The organism is Vibrio splendidus 12E03, assembly GCF_000272105.2.
Classification (GTDB): Bacteria; Pseudomonadota; Gammaproteobacteria; order Enterobacterales; family Vibrionaceae; genus Vibrio; species Vibrio splendidus_I.
This window is the reverse complement of the sequence record NZ_AJZD02000300.1, coordinates 1-17,109: the sequence shown is the minus strand read 5'-3', so window position 1 is coordinate 17,109 and position 17,109 is coordinate 1. Positions and strand designations below refer to the sequence as shown.

13 protein-coding genes are annotated in these 17,109 nt (G+C 44.9%); 3 read left to right on the top strand and 10 right to left on the bottom strand.

Annotated features, from left to right (window positions below):
- Positions 1-39 precede the first annotated feature (39 nt).
- Both A142_RS18860 and A142_RS18855 read left to right on the top strand, forming a co-directional pair.
- Positions 40-966: a D-2-hydroxyacid dehydrogenase gene (locus A142_RS18860; RefSeq protein ID WP_019820762.1), complete on the top strand. Its 927-nt coding sequence runs from the start codon at positions 40-42 to the stop codon at positions 964-966.
- Positions 966-1,559, top strand: a complete 594-nt coding sequence (locus A142_RS18855; protein WP_019820761.1) for a uracil-DNA glycosylase family protein — start codon at positions 966-968, stop codon at positions 1,557-1,559. The genes A142_RS18860 and A142_RS18855 overlap by 1 nt, the downstream gene beginning before the upstream one ends.
- Positions 1,560-1,661: 102 nt before the next feature.
- On the opposite strand, the gene hemE is transcribed toward A142_RS18855, so the two are convergent.
- The gene (gene hemE / locus A142_RS18850) at positions 1,662-2,729 is read right to left on the bottom strand and encodes a uroporphyrinogen decarboxylase (protein WP_017060530.1); all 1,068 of its coding nucleotides are present in this window, start codon (positions 2,727-2,729) and stop codon (positions 1,662-1,664) included.
- Positions 2,730-3,027: 298 nt separating this feature from the next.
- Positions 3,028-3,837 (bottom strand): NAD(+) diphosphatase, encoded by an 810-nt coding sequence (gene nudC / locus A142_RS18845; protein WP_019820759.1) that lies wholly within the window; start codon positions 3,835-3,837, stop codon positions 3,028-3,030.
- A 165-nt stretch (positions 3,838-4,002) separates the two neighbouring features.
- Between nudC and A142_RS18840 the strand changes: the two genes are divergently transcribed.
- Positions 4,003-4,500, top strand: a complete 498-nt coding sequence (locus A142_RS18840) for an Rsd/AlgQ family anti-sigma factor (protein WP_017096512.1) — start codon at positions 4,003-4,005, stop codon at positions 4,498-4,500.
- Positions 4,501-4,829: 329 nt separating this feature from the next.
- Here the strand turns inward: A142_RS18840 and rpoC are convergent, their stop codons facing one another.
- The 8 genes from rpoC to secE form a co-directional block, all read right to left on the bottom strand.
- The gene (gene rpoC / locus A142_RS18835) at positions 4,830-9,032 is read right to left on the bottom strand and encodes a DNA-directed RNA polymerase subunit beta' (protein WP_029405323.1); all 4,203 of its coding nucleotides are present in this window, start codon (positions 9,030-9,032) and stop codon (positions 4,830-4,832) included.
- Between the two features lie 91 nt (positions 9,033-9,123).
- Positions 9,124-13,152 carry a DNA-directed RNA polymerase subunit beta gene (rpoB, locus tag A142_RS18830; protein WP_017060526.1) on the bottom strand — a complete coding sequence of 1,343 codons (4,029 nt, stop codon included), beginning with the start codon at positions 13,150-13,152 and terminating at the stop codon, positions 9,124-9,126.
- Between the two features lie 235 nt (positions 13,153-13,387).
- Entirely contained in the window at positions 13,388-13,756 is a 369-nt protein-coding gene (rplL, locus tag A142_RS18825; RefSeq protein WP_017631516.1) for a 50S ribosomal protein L7/L12, read from the bottom strand.
- Positions 13,757-13,813: 57 nt separating this feature from the next.
- The gene (gene rplJ / locus A142_RS18820; RefSeq protein ID WP_010435550.1) at positions 13,814-14,308 is read right to left on the bottom strand and encodes a 50S ribosomal protein L10; all 495 of its coding nucleotides are present in this window, start codon (positions 14,306-14,308) and stop codon (positions 13,814-13,816) included.
- Positions 14,309-14,558: 250 nt separating this feature from the next.
- Positions 14,559-15,263 (bottom strand): 50S ribosomal protein L1, encoded by a 705-nt coding sequence (gene rplA / locus A142_RS18815; protein ID WP_017060523.1) that lies wholly within the window; start codon positions 15,261-15,263, stop codon positions 14,559-14,561.
- A gap of 4 nt (positions 15,264-15,267) precedes the next feature.
- Positions 15,268-15,696: a 50S ribosomal protein L11 gene (gene rplK / locus A142_RS18810; protein ID WP_010435555.1), complete on the bottom strand. Its 429-nt coding sequence runs from the start codon at positions 15,694-15,696 to the stop codon at positions 15,268-15,270.
- A 213-nt stretch (positions 15,697-15,909) separates the two neighbouring features.
- On the bottom strand, positions 15,910-16,458 hold the full coding sequence (gene nusG / locus A142_RS18805; RefSeq protein WP_010435556.1) for a transcription termination/antitermination protein NusG: 549 nt from the start codon (positions 16,456-16,458) through the stop codon (positions 15,910-15,912).
- Positions 16,459-16,471: 13 nt separating this feature from the next.
- A complete protein-coding gene (secE, locus tag A142_RS18800) occupies positions 16,472-16,849 on the bottom strand; it encodes a preprotein translocase subunit SecE (protein ID WP_010435558.1) in 378 nt (125 codons plus the stop codon).
- Positions 16,850-17,109: the final 260 nt, after the last annotated feature.

Genomic DNA, 17,109 nt, shown 5'->3' with positions numbered 1-17,109 from the left:
AAGTGTACTTGATAAACCCTGGGGGGAAAAGGTAAGCCGATGAACAATTTTACGAATAAGCTCTATATTCTTACTGAGCATGACGATACCTATACGCAACTGATTCTAAACCAGGATTTACCCGACCTAGAAATCACTCAAAACCCCAAATCAGCACAGATTGTCTTGGCGTCACCACCTCTAATCGCAGAGCGCCTCGGCGAGTTTAAAGAGCTAGACTGGGTACAGAGTACCTATGCTGGAATCAATAAACTCACTCAGCCGGATCTTCGTCAAGATTATACGCTAACCAACGTCAAGGGCATCTTCGGCCCTGCGATTGCTGAATACGTATTGGGTTACACAATCAGTCACTGTAGACACTTCCCTCATTACCACCAGCATCAACAACAACGAAACTGGCAGCCACAGCTTTATACTAGCCTAACTGACAAAACTATCGTGATTTTAGGAACAGGTTCAATCGGCAGTCATTTAGCAAAAACCGCGACCGCTTTTGGTATTCATACCATAGGTGTCAACCGTACGGGCATCCCATCCAAACAAGAAACCTTTAAAGAGACGTTCCACATCAATGAGATAGAGGCTGCCCTTAAGCAGGCTGATATTGTGGTCAACACCTTGCCATCAACAGCTGAAACCTATCAGCTGCTAAACCAAACCACATTAGGTTACTGCTCTAACGTGCTGCTGTTTAATGTCGGTCGAGGGGAAAGTGTAGACAACAAAGCCTTGTTGCTCGCCATAAAAAATAGATGGGTAGAACACGCATTTTTAGATGTATTTGAAAGCGAGCCCCTTTCGCAAGATCACCCTTTCTGGAAACTACCGCAAGTCACCATCACGCCACACATCGCAGCACTCAGTGAACCAAGACAAGTGGTCGAGATCTTCGCAGAGAATTACAAACAGTGGCGAGATGGCTTTACACTTAATCATGTCATCGATTTTGATAAAGGTTACTGATGTCCTCTTTGTTACTTAAAGAGATTCGACAATGCCGAGCTTGTGAACCTTACCTATCACATGGTGCCAACCCGGTGATTCAAGCACACCCAAACGCGCGCTTGCTGATCATAGGTCAAGCGCCAGGTATCAAGGTGCATGAGTCGTCGATCCCTTGGAACGACGCCAGTGGCAAACGATTAAGAGAGTGGTTAGGGATAGATAGCGATACTTTTTACGACGAGCAAAAAGTCGCGATTGTGCCCATGGGGTTTTGTTATCCGGGAAAAGGGAAAAGTGGTGATCTTCCACCACGCAAAGAGTGCGCGGAGCTTTGGCATAACAAAGTGCTGCAATCTCTACCCGATATTCAAATGACACTGCTGATTGGCCAGTACGCACAAAACCATTACCTAACAAACAAAACCACTAGCACATTGACCGAAACCGTGCGTGATTGGCAAAGGTGGGCGCCTGAGTTTTTGCCATTACCCCACCCTTCGCCACGCAATAATATCTGGCTCAAGAAGAACCCTTGGTTTGAAAGTGAGGTTATTCCTTACATCCGAAAGCACATCTCGGAGCATTTGGCCTACCATGATCCAAATGCCTAATAAACTGCACGCTACAAGATTAAACCGCTATCCAATACTCATCGCAGATAATAAAAAGCGCCGTTAGTTTCCTAACAGCGCTTTCAATAATCTTACTCAGAATTACTTGTGGTAAGGCTTAGACAATTCGTGAACAGCGTCAACGAATACACCAGCGTTCTCTGGCGGTACATCTAAGTGGATACCGTGGCCTAGGTTAAATACATGACCTGTACCACCGTCGCCGAAGCCTTCAAGGATGCTGCCCACTTCTTCACGAATACGTTCAGGCTGAGCGTAAAGCATTGAAGGATCCATGTTACCTTGCAGAGCAACTTTGTCGCCGATGCGAGCTTTTGCATCTGCGATGTTGATTGTCCAGTCTAGACCAACCGCATCACAACCTGTTGCTGCGATAGACTCAAGCCACATGCCACCGTTCTTAGTGAACAGAGTAACCGGTACTCGACGACCTTCGTTTTCACGGATTAGGCCATCAACGATTTTGTGCATGTATTGCAGTGAGAATAGGTTGTAGTCACGAGGGGTCAGTACACCACCCCATGTATCAAATACCATTACCGATTGAGCACCCGCTTTAATTTGCGCGTTCAGGTATTCGATAACACTGTCAGCCAGCTTGTCTAGAAGCAGGTGCAGCGTTTGTGGTTCTGCGTACATCATCTTCTTGATCTTAGTGAATGCTTTAGAGCTTCCACCTTCAACCATGTATGTCGCTAGAGTCCATGGGCTACCAGAGAAACCAATCAGTGGCACTTCGCCTTTCAGGTCTTTACGGATCTGACGAACGGCATTCATTACGTATTGAAGCTCACCTTCTGGATCAGGTAGGCCAATCTTCTCTACGTCAGCTTTACACGTGATAGGACGCTCAAACTTAGGACCTTCACCTGTTTCAAAGTACAAACCTAAGCCCATTGCATCAGGGATAGTTAGGATGTCTGAGAACAAGATTGCCGCATCAAGCGGGAAACGACGTAAAGGTTGAAGTGTTACTTCTGATGCCAGTTCCGCGTTTTTGCACAAAGACATGAAATCGCCCGCTTCAGCGCGCGTTGCTTTGTACTCAGGAAGATAGCGGCCAGCTTGGCGCATCATCCATACCGGTGTGTAATCAACAGGCTGTTTTAAAAGTGCGCGTAAATAGCGATCGTTTTTTAATTCGGTCATTCCGTTAAATTCCAATTCAATCTTGTCTAATTTTGATGGCAAGTATTCTAACACTGATTGAAGGGTAAAAGCTGTGTGCTTTGCAACCTAGATCAAGTTATTAACTTTTAAATCAATGCTTAATTTGCACCCAATTACGAGAGCATGTTAAAAATTTGTCGCTAGCGAAAATTACAATTATAACATCTGAGTAGTCACTACTCAGCATCTCATAACGACATCTTACTTACCCCCTCCACTTGTGGAGGGTTTTTTTTAGCTTTTGACCACCCATAGGCCAAATACTATCACAGGCAGATTAGTGCTCTAGCATCTGCTCCGTCACACCATCTTTCATCACGTCATCAACGGTTTTCTCAATCAACTGTCTCGCAATGGTTCCAACAGGAGCAACATCAGGCAGGCTTGTTACGTCAAACCATTGAGCATCCGATAGCTCGCTGTAGTCAGGCTTAAGCGTACCACCAGCATAATCTGCGAGAAAGCCCATCATCATACTCGATGGAAACGCCCATGGCTGGCTGCCAAAGTAACGAATATTATCGACATCGATACCCGTTTCTTCTTTGACTTCTCTTGCCACACACTGCTCTAAGGTCTCTCCGACCTCTAGGAAGCCCGCTATCACGGTATACATGCCTGTTTTATGTCTTGGGTGCTGCGCAAGCAATATCTTGTTGTCGTTTCGCACAGCGACAATGATGCACGGGAAGATACGAGGATAATGAAGTGTTCGGCAATCTCCACACTGCATCGCCACCTGGTTATGGTTGAGATGATTTCGACCACCACACTGAGGGCAAAAACGCATACTTTGAGTCATATGCCCATATTGGATGGCTTTGCTTGCAGTCAAGAAACTCACTTCAGGCCAGTGCAGTAACTCTCTTAGGCTGACCATGCTCAGCTCATTCTCCACATCACAATCGTTGAGCCAATACACCTTGCGACCTTGATGCTGACCAATACAGATTGCATGCTCCACACTCAGCCCAAGCTCTTCAGCACAGCCAAACGGAAACTGATCATTATTAACCCAAATATCACTACCAGAAACGACGCACCAATAAGCTTGCTCTGTCATTTTGTTATCACTTTTTTTTAACATCCCTATGCCTCATTGCTTGCAGTTCGTTCATTTTACTGGCAATCTAATTTCATACTAGAGTTGTAGCAGAGAATATTTCAAGCTATTACTTTTAGTAGCTACCAATAAAACGGACCCTGCTTAGGCAATTACTTGATCACAAGGTTGTGATCAGATCATGAGGACATGGTCATGCTAAATAAATTCAAACAAATACAAGAACAATGGGGTGGCTCTAATGAGGTCATCGATCATTGGCTCGAAACTCGACAGTCTCTAATCGTTGAGTATTGTAAGCTAGGTGCCTTGCAGCCAGCTAGCAACGGGCAATCAAACGTTGTTGAACTCCCTTCTCCTAAAGAAATAAGCTCATTCTGCGATCATGTTGTCGATTATATCTCAGAGGGTCATTTTAAGATCTATGATATGGTCATGAAAAAATGGCAAGCAACAGGCTTTAAAACCAATGACGAGATTGATACAACTTACGCGAAGATCGTACTTACAACCGAGCCGCTTCTAGAGTTCAATGATAAGTACGTTAAAGTAAATGCAGACGATGAGTTGCCTAACTTCGAAGGAGATATGTCAAAAGTAGGTGAACTACTCGAAGTACGTTTTGAAGTAGAAGATAATCTTATCCAGCTTATTGCAGACAGTTTAGCGATTCCACCAGGCGCTTAGTTAGCTGAATCCTTAATAAGCTTGCCTCTGTGCAAGCTTTTTGTTTTGTCTGTAAGCTTATCCAAACTACCCAGAACCTTTCAGACAGAGCTTACTCGCTCGCCCTGACCTTTAGCCATAAGCATATGGTTACAACCCTAATCAGCCTAACCATATCTACCCTTTATCTTACTGGCTCAAAGAGCACTCTTCAGGACATAAATCCAACCCCACCAGCTAGATAAGCACACCTATCACTTTATAAGTCATATCTAAATACCAATACGCCAGATACAAAAAAGGCACCCGAAGGTGCCTTTTTCTTATCTCTTAGAGACTACTCGTAGAGCTTACTCTTCTGAAGAGAAACCAGCGTTTAGAAGTGCTGCTAGATTGTCAGTAGCTTGTTCAGCTGAAGGACCTTCTTGCTCTTCTTCACGTTGCTTTTGACGCTCTTGGTGGTATGCGAAACCAGTACCAGCTGGGATTAGGCGACCAACAATTACGTTCTCTTTCAGACCGCGAAGGTCATCACGCTTACCAGAAACCGCAGCTTCTGTTAGTACGCGAGTCGTTTCTTGGAACGATGCAGCTGAGATGAATGACTCAGTTGCAAGAGATGCTTTAGTAATACCTAGTAGATCACGTTCGAAACGTACTAGTTCTTTACCTTCAGCTTCTAGCTTACGGTTAGCAATCTTAACATTGTGGTACTCAACTTGTTCGCCAGGTAGGAACGGAGAGTCACCAGAATGAGTGATTGTACACTTACGTAGCATTTGACGAACGATAGTCTCAATGTGCTTATCGTTAATCTTTACGCCTTGTAAGCGGTAAACTTCTTGAACTTCGTTCGCGATGTACTGAGTTACTGCGTGGATACCACGTAGACGCAGGATATCGTGTGGAGTTTCAGGACCGTCGGCGATTACATCACCACGTTCAATCTTCTCACCTTCGAACACGTTCAATTGACGATGCTTAGGAATCATCTCTTCGTAAGCGTCACCGCCTTCACGAGTGATTACTAGACGACGCTTACCTTTCGTTTCTTTACCGAAAGACACAGTACCTGTGTGCTCAGCAAGGATCGCAGGCTCTTTAGGCTTACGAGCTTCGAATAGGTCAGCTACGCGTGGTAGACCACCAGTGATATCTTTGTTTCCGCTCGATTTTTGAGGGATACGAGATAGTGTGTCACCGATGCCAACTTCAGCGCCATCTTCGATGTTTACAATCGCTTTGCCAGGTAGGAAGTAGTGAGCTGGCATATCAGTACCAGGGATCATTACGTCGTTACCTTGCTCATCAACAAGTTTGATAGCTGGACGCATATCTTTACCTGCTGCTGGGCGAGCTGCTGCGTCTGTAACTTCACTTGAAGAAAGACCCGTTAGATCGTCAGTTTGACGAGAAACTGTAATACCATCGATCATATCTACGAATTGGATACGACCTGCCACTTCAGTGATGATTGGCATGGTATGCGCTTCCCAGTTAGCTACAACTTCACCAGCAGTAACTGCTGCGTTGTCGCCTTTGGTTAGCATCGAACCGTAAGGAAGTTTGTGCTTCTCTTTAGTACGGCCGAATTCATCAATAATCGTCATCTCAGATGCACGAGAAGTGATAACCAGTTTCTTATCTTTGTTCACTACGAACTTAGCATTGTGAAGTTTCACAGTACCAGTTGTCTTAGCTTGGATGCTGTTCTCTGCTGCTGCAGTAGATGCCGCACCACCGATGTGGAACGTACGCATCGTTAGCTGTGTACCCGGTTCACCGATAGATTGTGCAGCGATAACACCAACTGCTTCACCTTGGTTCACTAGGTGACCACGTGCTAGGTCACGACCGTAACACTGTGCACAACAACCGAAGTCTGCATCACAAGTAACTACAGAGCGCACTTTCATGCTATCTACTGAGTTATCTTCCATGATTTGACACCACTTCTCATCAATCAGAGTATTACGTGGAATCAGTACATCTTCAGTACCAGGCTTAAGAACGTCTTCAGCTACTACACGACCAAGAGCAAGCTCAGAAAGTGCAACTTTAACGTCACCACCTTCGATGTGAGGCATCATGTCGATACCTTCATGCGTGCCACAGTCATGTTCGTGTACTACAACGTCTTGAGCAACGTCTACTAGACGACGAGTTAGGTAACCCGAGTTTGCTGTTTTCAGTGCTGTATCCGCAAGACCCTTACGAGCACCGTGCGTTGAGATAAAGTACTGAAGGACGTTTAGACCTTCTTTAAAGTTCGCTGTGATCGGCGTTTCGATGATTGAACCATCTGGACGCGCCATCAGACCACGCATACCTGCTAGCTGACGAATCTGAGCTGCAGAACCACGTGCGCCTGAGTCGGCCATCATGTAGATGCTGTTGAACGATTCTTGCTGTTCTTCTTCGCCGTCACGGTTGATAACTGTTTCAGAAGATAGGTTATCCATCATTGCTTTCGCAACGCGGTCATTCGTAGATGCCCAGATATCGATAACTTTGTTGTAACGCTCACCCGCAGTAACAAGACCAGATTGGAATTGCTCTTGGATTTCGCGAACTTCTTCTTCAGCAGATTCAATTTCATCGTATTTCGCTTGAGGTACAACCATATCGTCGATACCTACAGAAACACCAGAAAGTGCAGCGTATGCAAAACCTGCGTACATGATTTGGTCAGCAAATACTACTGTATCTTTTAGACCAAGCTTACGGTAACACTCGTTAAGAAGAGTAGAGATCTGCTTCTTACCTAACTTTTGGTTAACGATGCTGAACGGTAGGCCAGCTGGAACGATTTGCCATAGCATTGCACGGCCGACAGTTGTATCAACCATCTTCGTTTCAGTAGTGCTGTTACCATCTTCGTCTACTACAGTCTCGGTGATACGTACTTTAACGCGAGCGTGTAGCTCAGCAGTCTTAGTACGGTATGCCTTTTCAGCCTCAGCAGGGCCAGCAAGGTACATACCTTCGCCTTTCACGTTGATCTTGTCACGTGTCATGTAGTAAAGACCCAATACAACGTCCTGAGAAGGTACGATGATCGGATCACCTGACGCTGGCGACAGAATGTTATTCGTCGACATCATCAGTGTACGTGCTTCAAGCTGTGCTTCTAGAGTTAGAGGCACGTGTACCGCCATTTGGTCACCATCGAAGTCGGCGTTGTATGCCGCACACACTAGTGGGTGAAGCTGAATCGCTTTACCTTCGATTAGTACTGGTTCAAACGCTTGGATACCTAGACGGTGAAGTGTAGGTGCACGGTTAAGTAGTACTGGGTGTTCGCGGATTACTTCATCTAGGATATCCCAAACGATAGCTTCTTCGCGCTCTACCATCTTCTTAGCAGCTTTGATTGTCGTAGCCATGCCACGAGTTTCTAGCTTGCTGTAGATGAACGGCTTAAATAGCTCAAGTGCCATCTTCTTAGGAAGACCACACTGATGTAGACGAAGGTATGGACCTACTGTGATTACAGAACGGCCAGAGTAGTCTACACGTTTACCTAGAAGGTTCTGACGGAAACGACCTTGTTTACCCTTGATCATATCAGCAAGAGATTTCAGAGGACGCTTGTTAGAACCAGTGATAGCACGACCACGACGACCGTTATCTAGAAGTGCATCAACAGACTCTTGCAGCATACGCTTTTCGTTACGTACGATGATGTCCGGAGCAGCTAGCTCTAGAAGACGCTTCAAACGGTTGTTACGGTTGATCACACGACGGTAAAGGTCGTTCAGATCTGAAGTCGCAAAACGACCGCCATCTAGTGGTACTAGAGGACGTAGATCTGGCGGCAGAACCGGAAGTACAGTCAGAATCATCCATTGCGGATCGTTACCCGATGCAATGAACGCTTCAACTAGCTTCAGGCGCTTAGTAACTTTTTTACGCTTAGTTTCTGAGTTAGTCGTTTCTAACTCTTCGCGCATTTCTTCCACTTCTTGATGAAGGTCCATTGTTGCAAGCAGATCTTTGATCGCTTCAGCACCCATCTTAGCAGTGAATTCGTCACCCCACTCTTCTAGACGATCAAGATACTCTTCTTCAGTAAGCATCTGAGATTTTTCTAGATCAGTCATACCTGGTTCAGTTACTACGTACATCTCGAAGTAAAGAACACGTTCGATATCACGTAGAGGGATATCCATTAGTAGACCGATACGAGACGGCAGTGATTTTAGGAACCAGATGTGAGCAACTGGTGAAGCTAGCTCGATGTGGCCCATGCGGTCACGACGAACTTTAGTTTGTGTAACTTCAACGCCACACTTCTCACAGATAACACCACGGTGCTTCAGGCGCTTGTATTTGCCACAAAGACATTCGTAGTCTTTAACTGGACCAAAAATACGTGCACAGAACAGACCATCACGTTCAGGTTTGAACGTACGATAGTTAATTGTTTCCGGCTTTTTAACTTCACCAAAAGACCATGAACGGATCATGTCTGGTGAAGATAGACCGATTTTGATTGCATCAAATTCTTCGGTCTTATGCTGTGCTTTTAGAAAGTTTAATAAGTCTTTCACATTCAGCTCCTGTAAGGAGTTAAAGGAGCTCACTGCTGTAGCAAGCTCCCTTTTACCAAATAATCCTATCTTCTTTTAAAAAGAGGAGGGATTACTCTTCGTCTTCTAGCTCGATGTTGATACCTAGCGAGCGAATCTCTTTCAACAGTACGTTGAACGACTCAGGCATACCAGGTTCCATGCTATGGTTACCGTCTACGATGTTCTTATACATCTTAGTACGGCCGTTAACGTCATCTGACTTAACTGTTAGCATTTCTTGTAGAGTATATGCTGCACCGTATGCTTCTAGTGCCCATACTTCCATCTCACCGAAACGCTGACCACCGAACTGAGCTTTACCACCAAGTGGTTGCTGAGTTACTAGGCTGTAAGAACCAGTTGAACGAGCATGCATCTTGTCATCAACCAAGTGGTTCAGTTTCAGCATGTACATGTAACCAACAGTTACAGGACGCTCAAACGAATCACCAGTGCGACCATCAAACAGTTTAAGCTGACCAGATTCTGGCAGATCACCCAGTTTAAGTAGTTCCTTGATTAGAGACTCAGAAGCACCGTCGAACACAGGAGTAGCAATCGGTAGACCGCCACGTAGGTTCTTGATCAGTGTACGAACTTGATCATCAGACAGTTCAGCAATATCAACTTTCTGACGAGTATCACCAAGATCGTAAACCTTCTGTAGGAACTCACGGAACTTATGCAGTTCTTGTTGTTCCTTAACCATTTGGTTGATCTTGTCACCGATACCTTTCGCAGCCAAACCTAAGTGAACTTCTAGGATCTGACCGATGTTCATACGCGATGGTACACCCAGCGGGTTAAGTACGATGTCTACAGGCTGACCTTTCTCATCGTATGGCATGTCTTCAACAGGGTTAATCTTAGAGATTACACCTTTGTTACCGTGACGACCGGCCATCTTATCACCAGGCTGGATACGACGTTTAACCGCTAGGTAAACTTTAACAATCTTAAGAACGCCAGGCGCTAGATCATCACCTTGAGTGATTTTACGACGCTTAGTTTCAAACTTCTTATCGAAGTCTGCTTTTAGCTCATCCCACTGCTCAGCAAGTTGCTCAAGCTGTGTTTGTAGCGCATCGTCTTCTAGAACTTGCTCTAGCCATTGCTTACGACCGATAGTATCAAGCTTAGCTTCAGAGTAACCACCAGACAGAAGTACAGCTTTAACACGGTTAAGAAGGCCACCCTCAAGAATTTGGAACTCTTCAGTTAGGTCTTTCTTAGCTTCTTTAAGCTGCATCTGTTCGATTTCAAGTGCACGCTTGTCTTTCTCTACGCCATCGCGAGTGAAGACTTGTACATCGATGATAGTACCCGAAACAGAGTTTGGTACACGTAGAGAAGTATCTTTAACATCAGATGCTTTCTCACCGAAGATAGCACGTAGTAGCTTCTCTTCAGGAGTCAGTTGAGTTTCACCTTTAGGGGTTACTTTACCAACTAGGATGTCGCCACCCTTAACTTCAGCACCAATGTAAACGATACCTGACTCGTCTAGTTTAGACAGAGCAGACTCACCTACGTTTGGAATATCAGCTGTGATCTCTTCAGAACCCAGCTTAGTATCACGAGCCACACAAGATAGTTCTTGGATGTGGATTGTCGTGAAACGGTCTTCTTGAACTACGCGCTCAGATACTAAGATCGAGTCTTCGAAGTTGTAACCGTTCCAAGGCATGAATGCGATACGCATGTTTTGGCCAAGAGCAAGTTCACCAAGGTCTGTTGAAGGACCATCAGCAAGAACATCACCGCGTGCAACTGGTTCACCTGGAAGTACAGTTGGACGTTGGTTAATACATGTGTTTTGGTTCGAACGCGTGTACTTAGTTAGGTTGTAGATATCGATACCAGCTTCGCCAGGTACCAATTCATCTTCGTTAACCTTAACTACGATACGAGAAGCGTCTACAGACTGAACTTGACCACCACGTTTAGCAACCGCTGTAACACCAGAGTCAACTGCGATGTTACGTTCGATACCAGTACCTACAAGAGGCTTATCAGCCTTAAGTGTTGGTACAGCTTGACGTTGCATGTTGGCACCCATCAATGCACGGTTCGCATCATCGTGTTCTAGGAACGGGATAAGCGAAGCAGCGATAGATACAACCTGGTTTGTCGCAACGTCCATGTAGTCAACGTGATCGCGTGGGTGAAGACCAGATTCACCTTTTTGACGAGCTGTGATTAGCTCATCTGCAAACGTACCTTCTTCAGTAAGAATGGTGTTTGCTTGCGCGATTACGAATTGACCTTCCTGGATTGCAGACAGGTAATCAACTTCTTCTGTTACTACACCATCTACTACACGACGGTACGGAGTTTCTAGGAAACCGTAATCGTTACAACGTGCAAACGCAGATAGTGAGTTAATTAGACCGATGTTTGGACCTTCAGGCGTTTCGATCGGACATAGACGACCGTAGTGAGTTACGTGAACGTCACGTACTTCGAAGCCTGCGCGCTCACGAGTAAGACCACCAGGACCTAAAGCAGAGATACGACGTTTGTGCGTAACTTCTGACAATGGGTTGTTTTGGTCCATGAACTGTGAAAGCTGTGAAGAGCCAAAGAATTCTTTAACTGCAGCAGAGATCGGCTTAGCGTTGATAAGATCTTGAGGCATGATTGCATCAAGGTCACCAAGGCTTAGGCGCTCTTTAACGGCACGTTCTACACGAACTAGACCAACACGGAATTGGTTTTCTGCCATTTCACCTACAGAACGGATACGACGGTTGCCAAGGTGGTCGATATCGTCCACTTCACCAATACCGTTACGGATACCAATCAGTTTCTTCATCACTTCGATGATGTCTGATTCATCCAGAGTACCGCGCTCTTCTTCTTCTTCACGCTCGATAGAGCTGTTGAACTTCATACGGCCTACAGTTGATAGGTCGTAACGTTCTTCAGAGAAGAATAGGCTTTCGAATAGAGACTCTGCAGCTTCTTTCGTTGGTGGCTCGCCAGGACGCATCATGCGGTAGATTTCTACCAATGCAGAGATGCGATCTACTGTGCTATCTGCACGTAGAGTGTCTGACATGAATGGACCGTGATCTAGATCATTCGTGAACAGAGTTTGTAGAGCCTTGTGACCTGCTTGAGACAGGTTAGCAAGTGCTTCTAGGCTAATCTCTTGGTTCGCGCCAACGATGATCTCGCCAGTTGCTTCATTGATGTAATCTTTAGATGCAACTTTACCAACGATGTACTCTACTGGTACTTCGATGTGCTCAACGCCATCTTTTTCAAGTTGACGGATATGACGAGCAGTAACACGACGACCAGTCTCAACGTAAGTTTTGCCGTTTGCTTCGATGTCGAATGACGCAGTTTCACCACGTAGACGATCAGGAACCAACTCCATAAGAAGAGTTTGGTCTTTAACTTCGAAGTTCACTTTGTCGAAGAATAGATCTAGGATCTCTTCAGTCGATTTACCAAGCGCACGAAGAATAATCGATGCTGGTAGCTTACGACGACGGTCGATACGTACGAATAAGTTATCCTTAGGATCGAACTCAAAGTCTAACCATGAGCCACGGTAAGGAATTACACGTGCGTTATAAAGAACTTTACCTGATGAGTGGGTCTTACCCTTATCACTGTCGAAGAACACGCCTGGGCTTCGGTGCAGCTGGGATACGATAACCCTCTCGGTACCATTAATTACGAAAGTACCATTGTCTGTCATAAGCGGAATTTCGCCCATGTAGACTTCTTGTTCTTTAATGTCTTTTACAGTACCTGCTGGTGCATCTCGATCAAAGATAACTAGACGTAGTTTTACGCGTAGTGGCTTTGAGTAAGTAACACCGCGGATTTGACATTCTTTAACGTCAAAAACTGGCTCACCAAGACGGTAGCTAACGTATTGCAGCTCAGAATTGCCGTTGTAGCTCTGAATTGGAAATACAGAACGGAAAGCAGCTTCAAGACCGTATTGACCTTCTGGATCCTGTTCGATGAATTTGTCGAAAGAATCAAGCTGGATCGATAACAGGTATGGAATGTCCAAAACTTGTGGACGAGTACCAAAATCCTTACGGATGCGCTTTTTCTCGGTATAAGAGTAAACCATGGGGTTCCTCAGCTCGCTGATAAGTGACCCAAACCACCCAAAACACTCTTCAAGAGGGGGCGGTGACAAACAGCTGTTTACTGTAGTGAACAATCATTTCGAAAAAATGACTGTTTTTTTGCTCGGATTATGACGGTTAAACAGCGGAAAATTCGTCATAGCCCTACAGCGCAAAAAGGCCGGTGGTTAATAAACCACCAGCCATTAGCCTTGCGGCTAAGAAATTAAGTAATAATTACTTGATTTCAACAGAAGCGCCAGCTTCTTCTAGCTGTGCTTTAAGAGCTTCAGCTTCAGCTTTGTCAACGCCTTCTTTAAGCGCTGCAGGAGCTGAGTCTACAAGACCTTTAGCTTCTTTAAGACCTAGGCCAGTTGCGCCACGTACAGCTTTGATAACTTGTACTTTGTTAGCGCCAGCAGCAGTTAGGATAACGTCGAATTCAGTTTGCTCAGCAGCAGCGTCGCCGCCAGCTGCGCCGCCAGCTACAACAGCAGCAGCTGCAGTAACGCCGAATTTCTCTTCCATAGCTTCGATAAGCTCAACAACTTGCATTACAGACATTTCTGCAACTGCGTCTAGGATTTGCTCGTTAGTAATAGACATAACAATTCTCTTTTAAGTCAACAATAAGTTTAAATAGCAACCAGTGAAAAGCAAGGCTTATGCCGCAGCTTCTTCTTTTTGGTCGCGAACAGCAGCGATAGTACGAACCAGCTTGCCAGCAGAAGCTTCTTTCATGCACATCATTAGGCGTGCGATAGCTTCGTCGTAAGTTGGTAGTGTCGCTAGTACTTCAGCATCAGTAACTGCGCCTTCAAATGCAGCAGCTTTGATCTCGAAATCTTTATTCTCTTTAGCGAAGTCTTTGAAAAGACGCGCTGCAGCACCTGGGTGCTCATTAGAGAATGCGATCAGAGTTGGACCAGTGAAAGTGTCTACTAGACACTCGTAGTCTGTACCCTGAACCGCACGGCGTGCTAGTGTGTTACGAACAACTTTCATGTAAACACCCGCTTCGCGAGCTTGTTTACGTAGAGAAGTCATTGCGCCAACTTCAACGCCACGAGAATCAGCTACAACTGCAGAAAGTGCACCACTGGCAGCTTCGTTGACTTCAGCAACAATTGCTTTTTTGTCTTGAAGATTTAAAGCCATTTGGATTAACCTCTGGTTGTGATTACAGCACTCAATACAAAATGTAATGAGCGTTTACGATGTTATTTAAAAATGAATAAATTCATTTCAAACCACAACATCGCCTACGTAGGTTTTATTAAGCTATCAATAATCTAATGAAAATCGACAGCGCCTACGGTCTTGGGATAGATGATTTCAAATTGCTTTAAAACCACCCAACCACAAATATTAGGCGCAGAAGTATACACTAAATCTGCGCCTAAGCAAATTAGTTTGCTTGAGTGTCAAGACTAGCTTGATCAACAGCAACACCAGCACCCATCGTAGTAGAGATGCTTACTTTCTTCAGGTAAGAACCCTTAGCTGAAGAAGGCTTAGCTTTCTTAAGAGCAACTAGAAGAGCTTCTAGGTTCTCTTGAAGCTGGCTAGCTTCGAAAGATGCTTTACCGATAGTAGTGTGGATGATGCCGTTCTTGTCGTTACGGTAACGAACCTGACCAGCTTTAGCGTTCTTAACCGCTTCAGCAACGTTAGGAGTTACAGTACCAACTTTAGGGTTTGGCATAAGGCCGCGTGGACCTAGGATAGTACCTAGTTGACCAACAACACGCATTGCATCTGGAGAAGCAACAACTACGTCGAAGTTCATTTCGCCTTTTTTCACTTGCTCAGCAAGATCTTCCATACCAACGATATCTGCGCCAGCAGCTTTAGCAGCTTCTGCGTTTGCACCTTGAGTGAAAACAGCAACGCGGATGTCACGGCCAGTACCGTGAGGTAGCACTGTTGCGCCACGAACGTTTTGGTCAGATTTACGAGCATCGATGCCTAGGTTAACAGCAACATCTACAGACTCAACAAATTTAGCAGTCGCTAGTTCTTTAAGAAGAGCAACAGCTTCGCTGATTTCGTATTCTTTAGTTGAGTCAACTTTGTCGCGGATTACGCGCATACGCTTAGTAAGTTTAGCCATGATCTTATCCCTCTACCACTAGGCCCATTGAACGAGCAGTACCAGCAATAGAACGTTTCATTGCTTCGATGTCAGCACCAGTCATATCAGCAGCTTTAGTTTCTGCGATTTCCTGAACTTGAGCGTCAGTAACAGTACCAACTTTCTCAGTGTTTGGACGACCTGAACCAGACTTAACGCCAGCAGCTTTCTTAAGAAGAACAGCGGCAGGTGGAGTCTTAGTTACGAACGTGAAAGAACGGTCGTTGTAAACAGTAATAACTACTGGAGTAGGTAGACCTTTCTCAACAGATTCTGTTTTTGCGTTGAACGCTTTACAGAATTCCATGATGTTCACGCCGTGTTGACCTAGAGCAGGACCAACCGGTGGACTTGGGTTTGCCATACCAGCTGCAACTTGCAGTTTGATATAAGCTTCAACTTTCTTAGCCATGATATTTCCTAATATTTTGGGTACATACGCTAGCCGCAAGGCGAGCTCCCCATAAATTCAATTAACTCTTTTTCGCTTCAACAGAAGCAAAAAGGCGCGAAATTATAATCATAATTCGCGCCTTTAACAACCCTAAAAAGGTGATTTTTTATACTCTTTTATTTTGAACAACTTATGAAGTATTTATCCACAGCTTGCTCAAAGGTCAGAGTTTTAGTCCAGTTTTTCAACCTGACCAAATTCAAGCTCAACCGGTGTTGCACGACCAAAGATCGATACAGATACCTTAATGCGGCTTTTCTCGTAATCTACTTCTTCAACAGTACCGTTAAAGTCAGCAAATGGACCATCGTTCACACGAACCACTTCACCCGCTTCGAACATTGTCTTAGGACGTGGAGACTCGCTCGCTTTCTCTAGACGGTTCAAGATAGCATCAGCTTCTTTATCAGTGATTGGTGCAGGACGATCAGAGGTACCACCAATGAAGCCCATAACACGCGGAATGCTGCGTACTAAGTGCCATGATTCATCATTCATGATCATTTGAACTAATACGTAGCCAGGGAAGAATTTACGTTCACTTTTACGACGTTGCCCAGCACGCATTTCCACTACTTCTTCAGTAGGTACTAGCACATCGCCAAATAGTTCTTCCATGTTGTGCATTTTAATATGCTCGCGTAGCGACTGTGCAACACGACCTTCAAAGCCAGAAAAGGCTTGAACTACATACCAACGTTTTTTTGGAGCTTCACTCATGAATCAGAACCCTCTACACTCCAGTTGCTAGAGAAACTAGACGGACCATGATGCCGTCAATTCCCCAAAGCACTAGAGACATAACAATACATACAGCTAAAACGATCAATGTAGTTTGCATAGTTTCTTGGCGAGTAGGCCAAACAACTTTACGAATCTCCATACGAGATTCTTTTGCAAAATCGATCGCAGCTTTACCTTTAGTTGTTGTTGCTGCAACGCCTAGTGCGGCAGCAATCAGCACAACTACACCTGCAGCGCGAATTACAACAGACAATTCACCATACAGGTAATTACCCACAACAGCAGCAGCCAACAGAACAAAAGCGACAATCCACTTCATTGTATCTGCTGCACCTGAGCTATCAGGAGTTTCAGCGTTTGCTTTCATAAAACCAACCTGTGATAAGTCTTAAATATAGACGACAATAACCCCGCTGTTGCAGGGCACATTCCTTTGCGTTGCAAAACAACACATCTAACAGTCATTTTAGTCAAAAAGACCGTTTAATTCTTTGCTAAGAGCGAAAATCGATGTCAAAACATCCAACTCTTTTTTTAGCGCAGAAAAAGGGCATCAAATGATGCCCTTTTTACTAGTGGTTCGTCAAATCTTATGCAAAGATTTTAGCTACAACACCAGCACCAACT

Excerpts from the sequence above, each read along its gene's own strand:
- nusG (WP_010435556.1), bottom strand. The coding sequence starts at position 16,458 with ATGAGTGAAGCTCCAAAAAAACGTTGGTATGTAGTTCAAGCCTTTTCT.
- rplL (WP_017631516.1), bottom strand. The coding sequence starts at position 13,756 with ATGTCTATTACTAACGAGCAAATCCTAGACGCAGTTGCAGAAATGTCT.
- A142_RS18860 (WP_019820762.1), top strand. The coding sequence starts at position 40 with ATGAACAATTTTACGAATAAGCTCTATATTCTTACTGAGCATGACGAT.
- A142_RS18855 (WP_019820761.1), top strand. The coding sequence starts at position 966 with ATGTCCTCTTTGTTACTTAAAGAGATTCGACAATGCCGAGCTTGTGAA.
- nudC (WP_019820759.1), bottom strand. The coding sequence starts at position 3,837 with ATGTTAAAAAAAAGTGATAACAAAATGACAGAGCAAGCTTATTGGTGC.
- rplJ (WP_010435550.1), bottom strand. The coding sequence starts at position 14,308 with ATGGCTTTAAATCTTCAAGACAAAAAAGCAATTGTTGCTGAAGTCAAC.
- rplA (WP_017060523.1), bottom strand. The coding sequence starts at position 15,263 with ATGGCTAAACTTACTAAGCGTATGCGCGTAATCCGCGACAAAGTTGAC.
- rplK (WP_010435555.1), bottom strand. The coding sequence starts at position 15,696 with ATGGCTAAGAAAGTTGAAGCTTATATCAAACTGCAAGTTGCAGCTGGT.
- hemE (WP_017060530.1), bottom strand. The coding sequence starts at position 2,729 with ATGACCGAATTAAAAAACGATCGCTATTTACGCGCACTTTTAAAACAG.
- rpoB (WP_017060526.1), bottom strand. The coding sequence starts at position 13,152 with ATGGTTTACTCTTATACCGAGAAAAAGCGCATCCGTAAGGATTTTGGT.
- secE (WP_010435558.1), bottom strand. The coding sequence starts at position 16,849 with ATGAAAGCAAACGCTGAAACTCCTGATAGCTCAGGTGCAGCAGATACA.
- A142_RS18840 (WP_017096512.1), top strand. The coding sequence starts at position 4,003 with ATGGTCATGCTAAATAAATTCAAACAAATACAAGAACAATGGGGTGGC.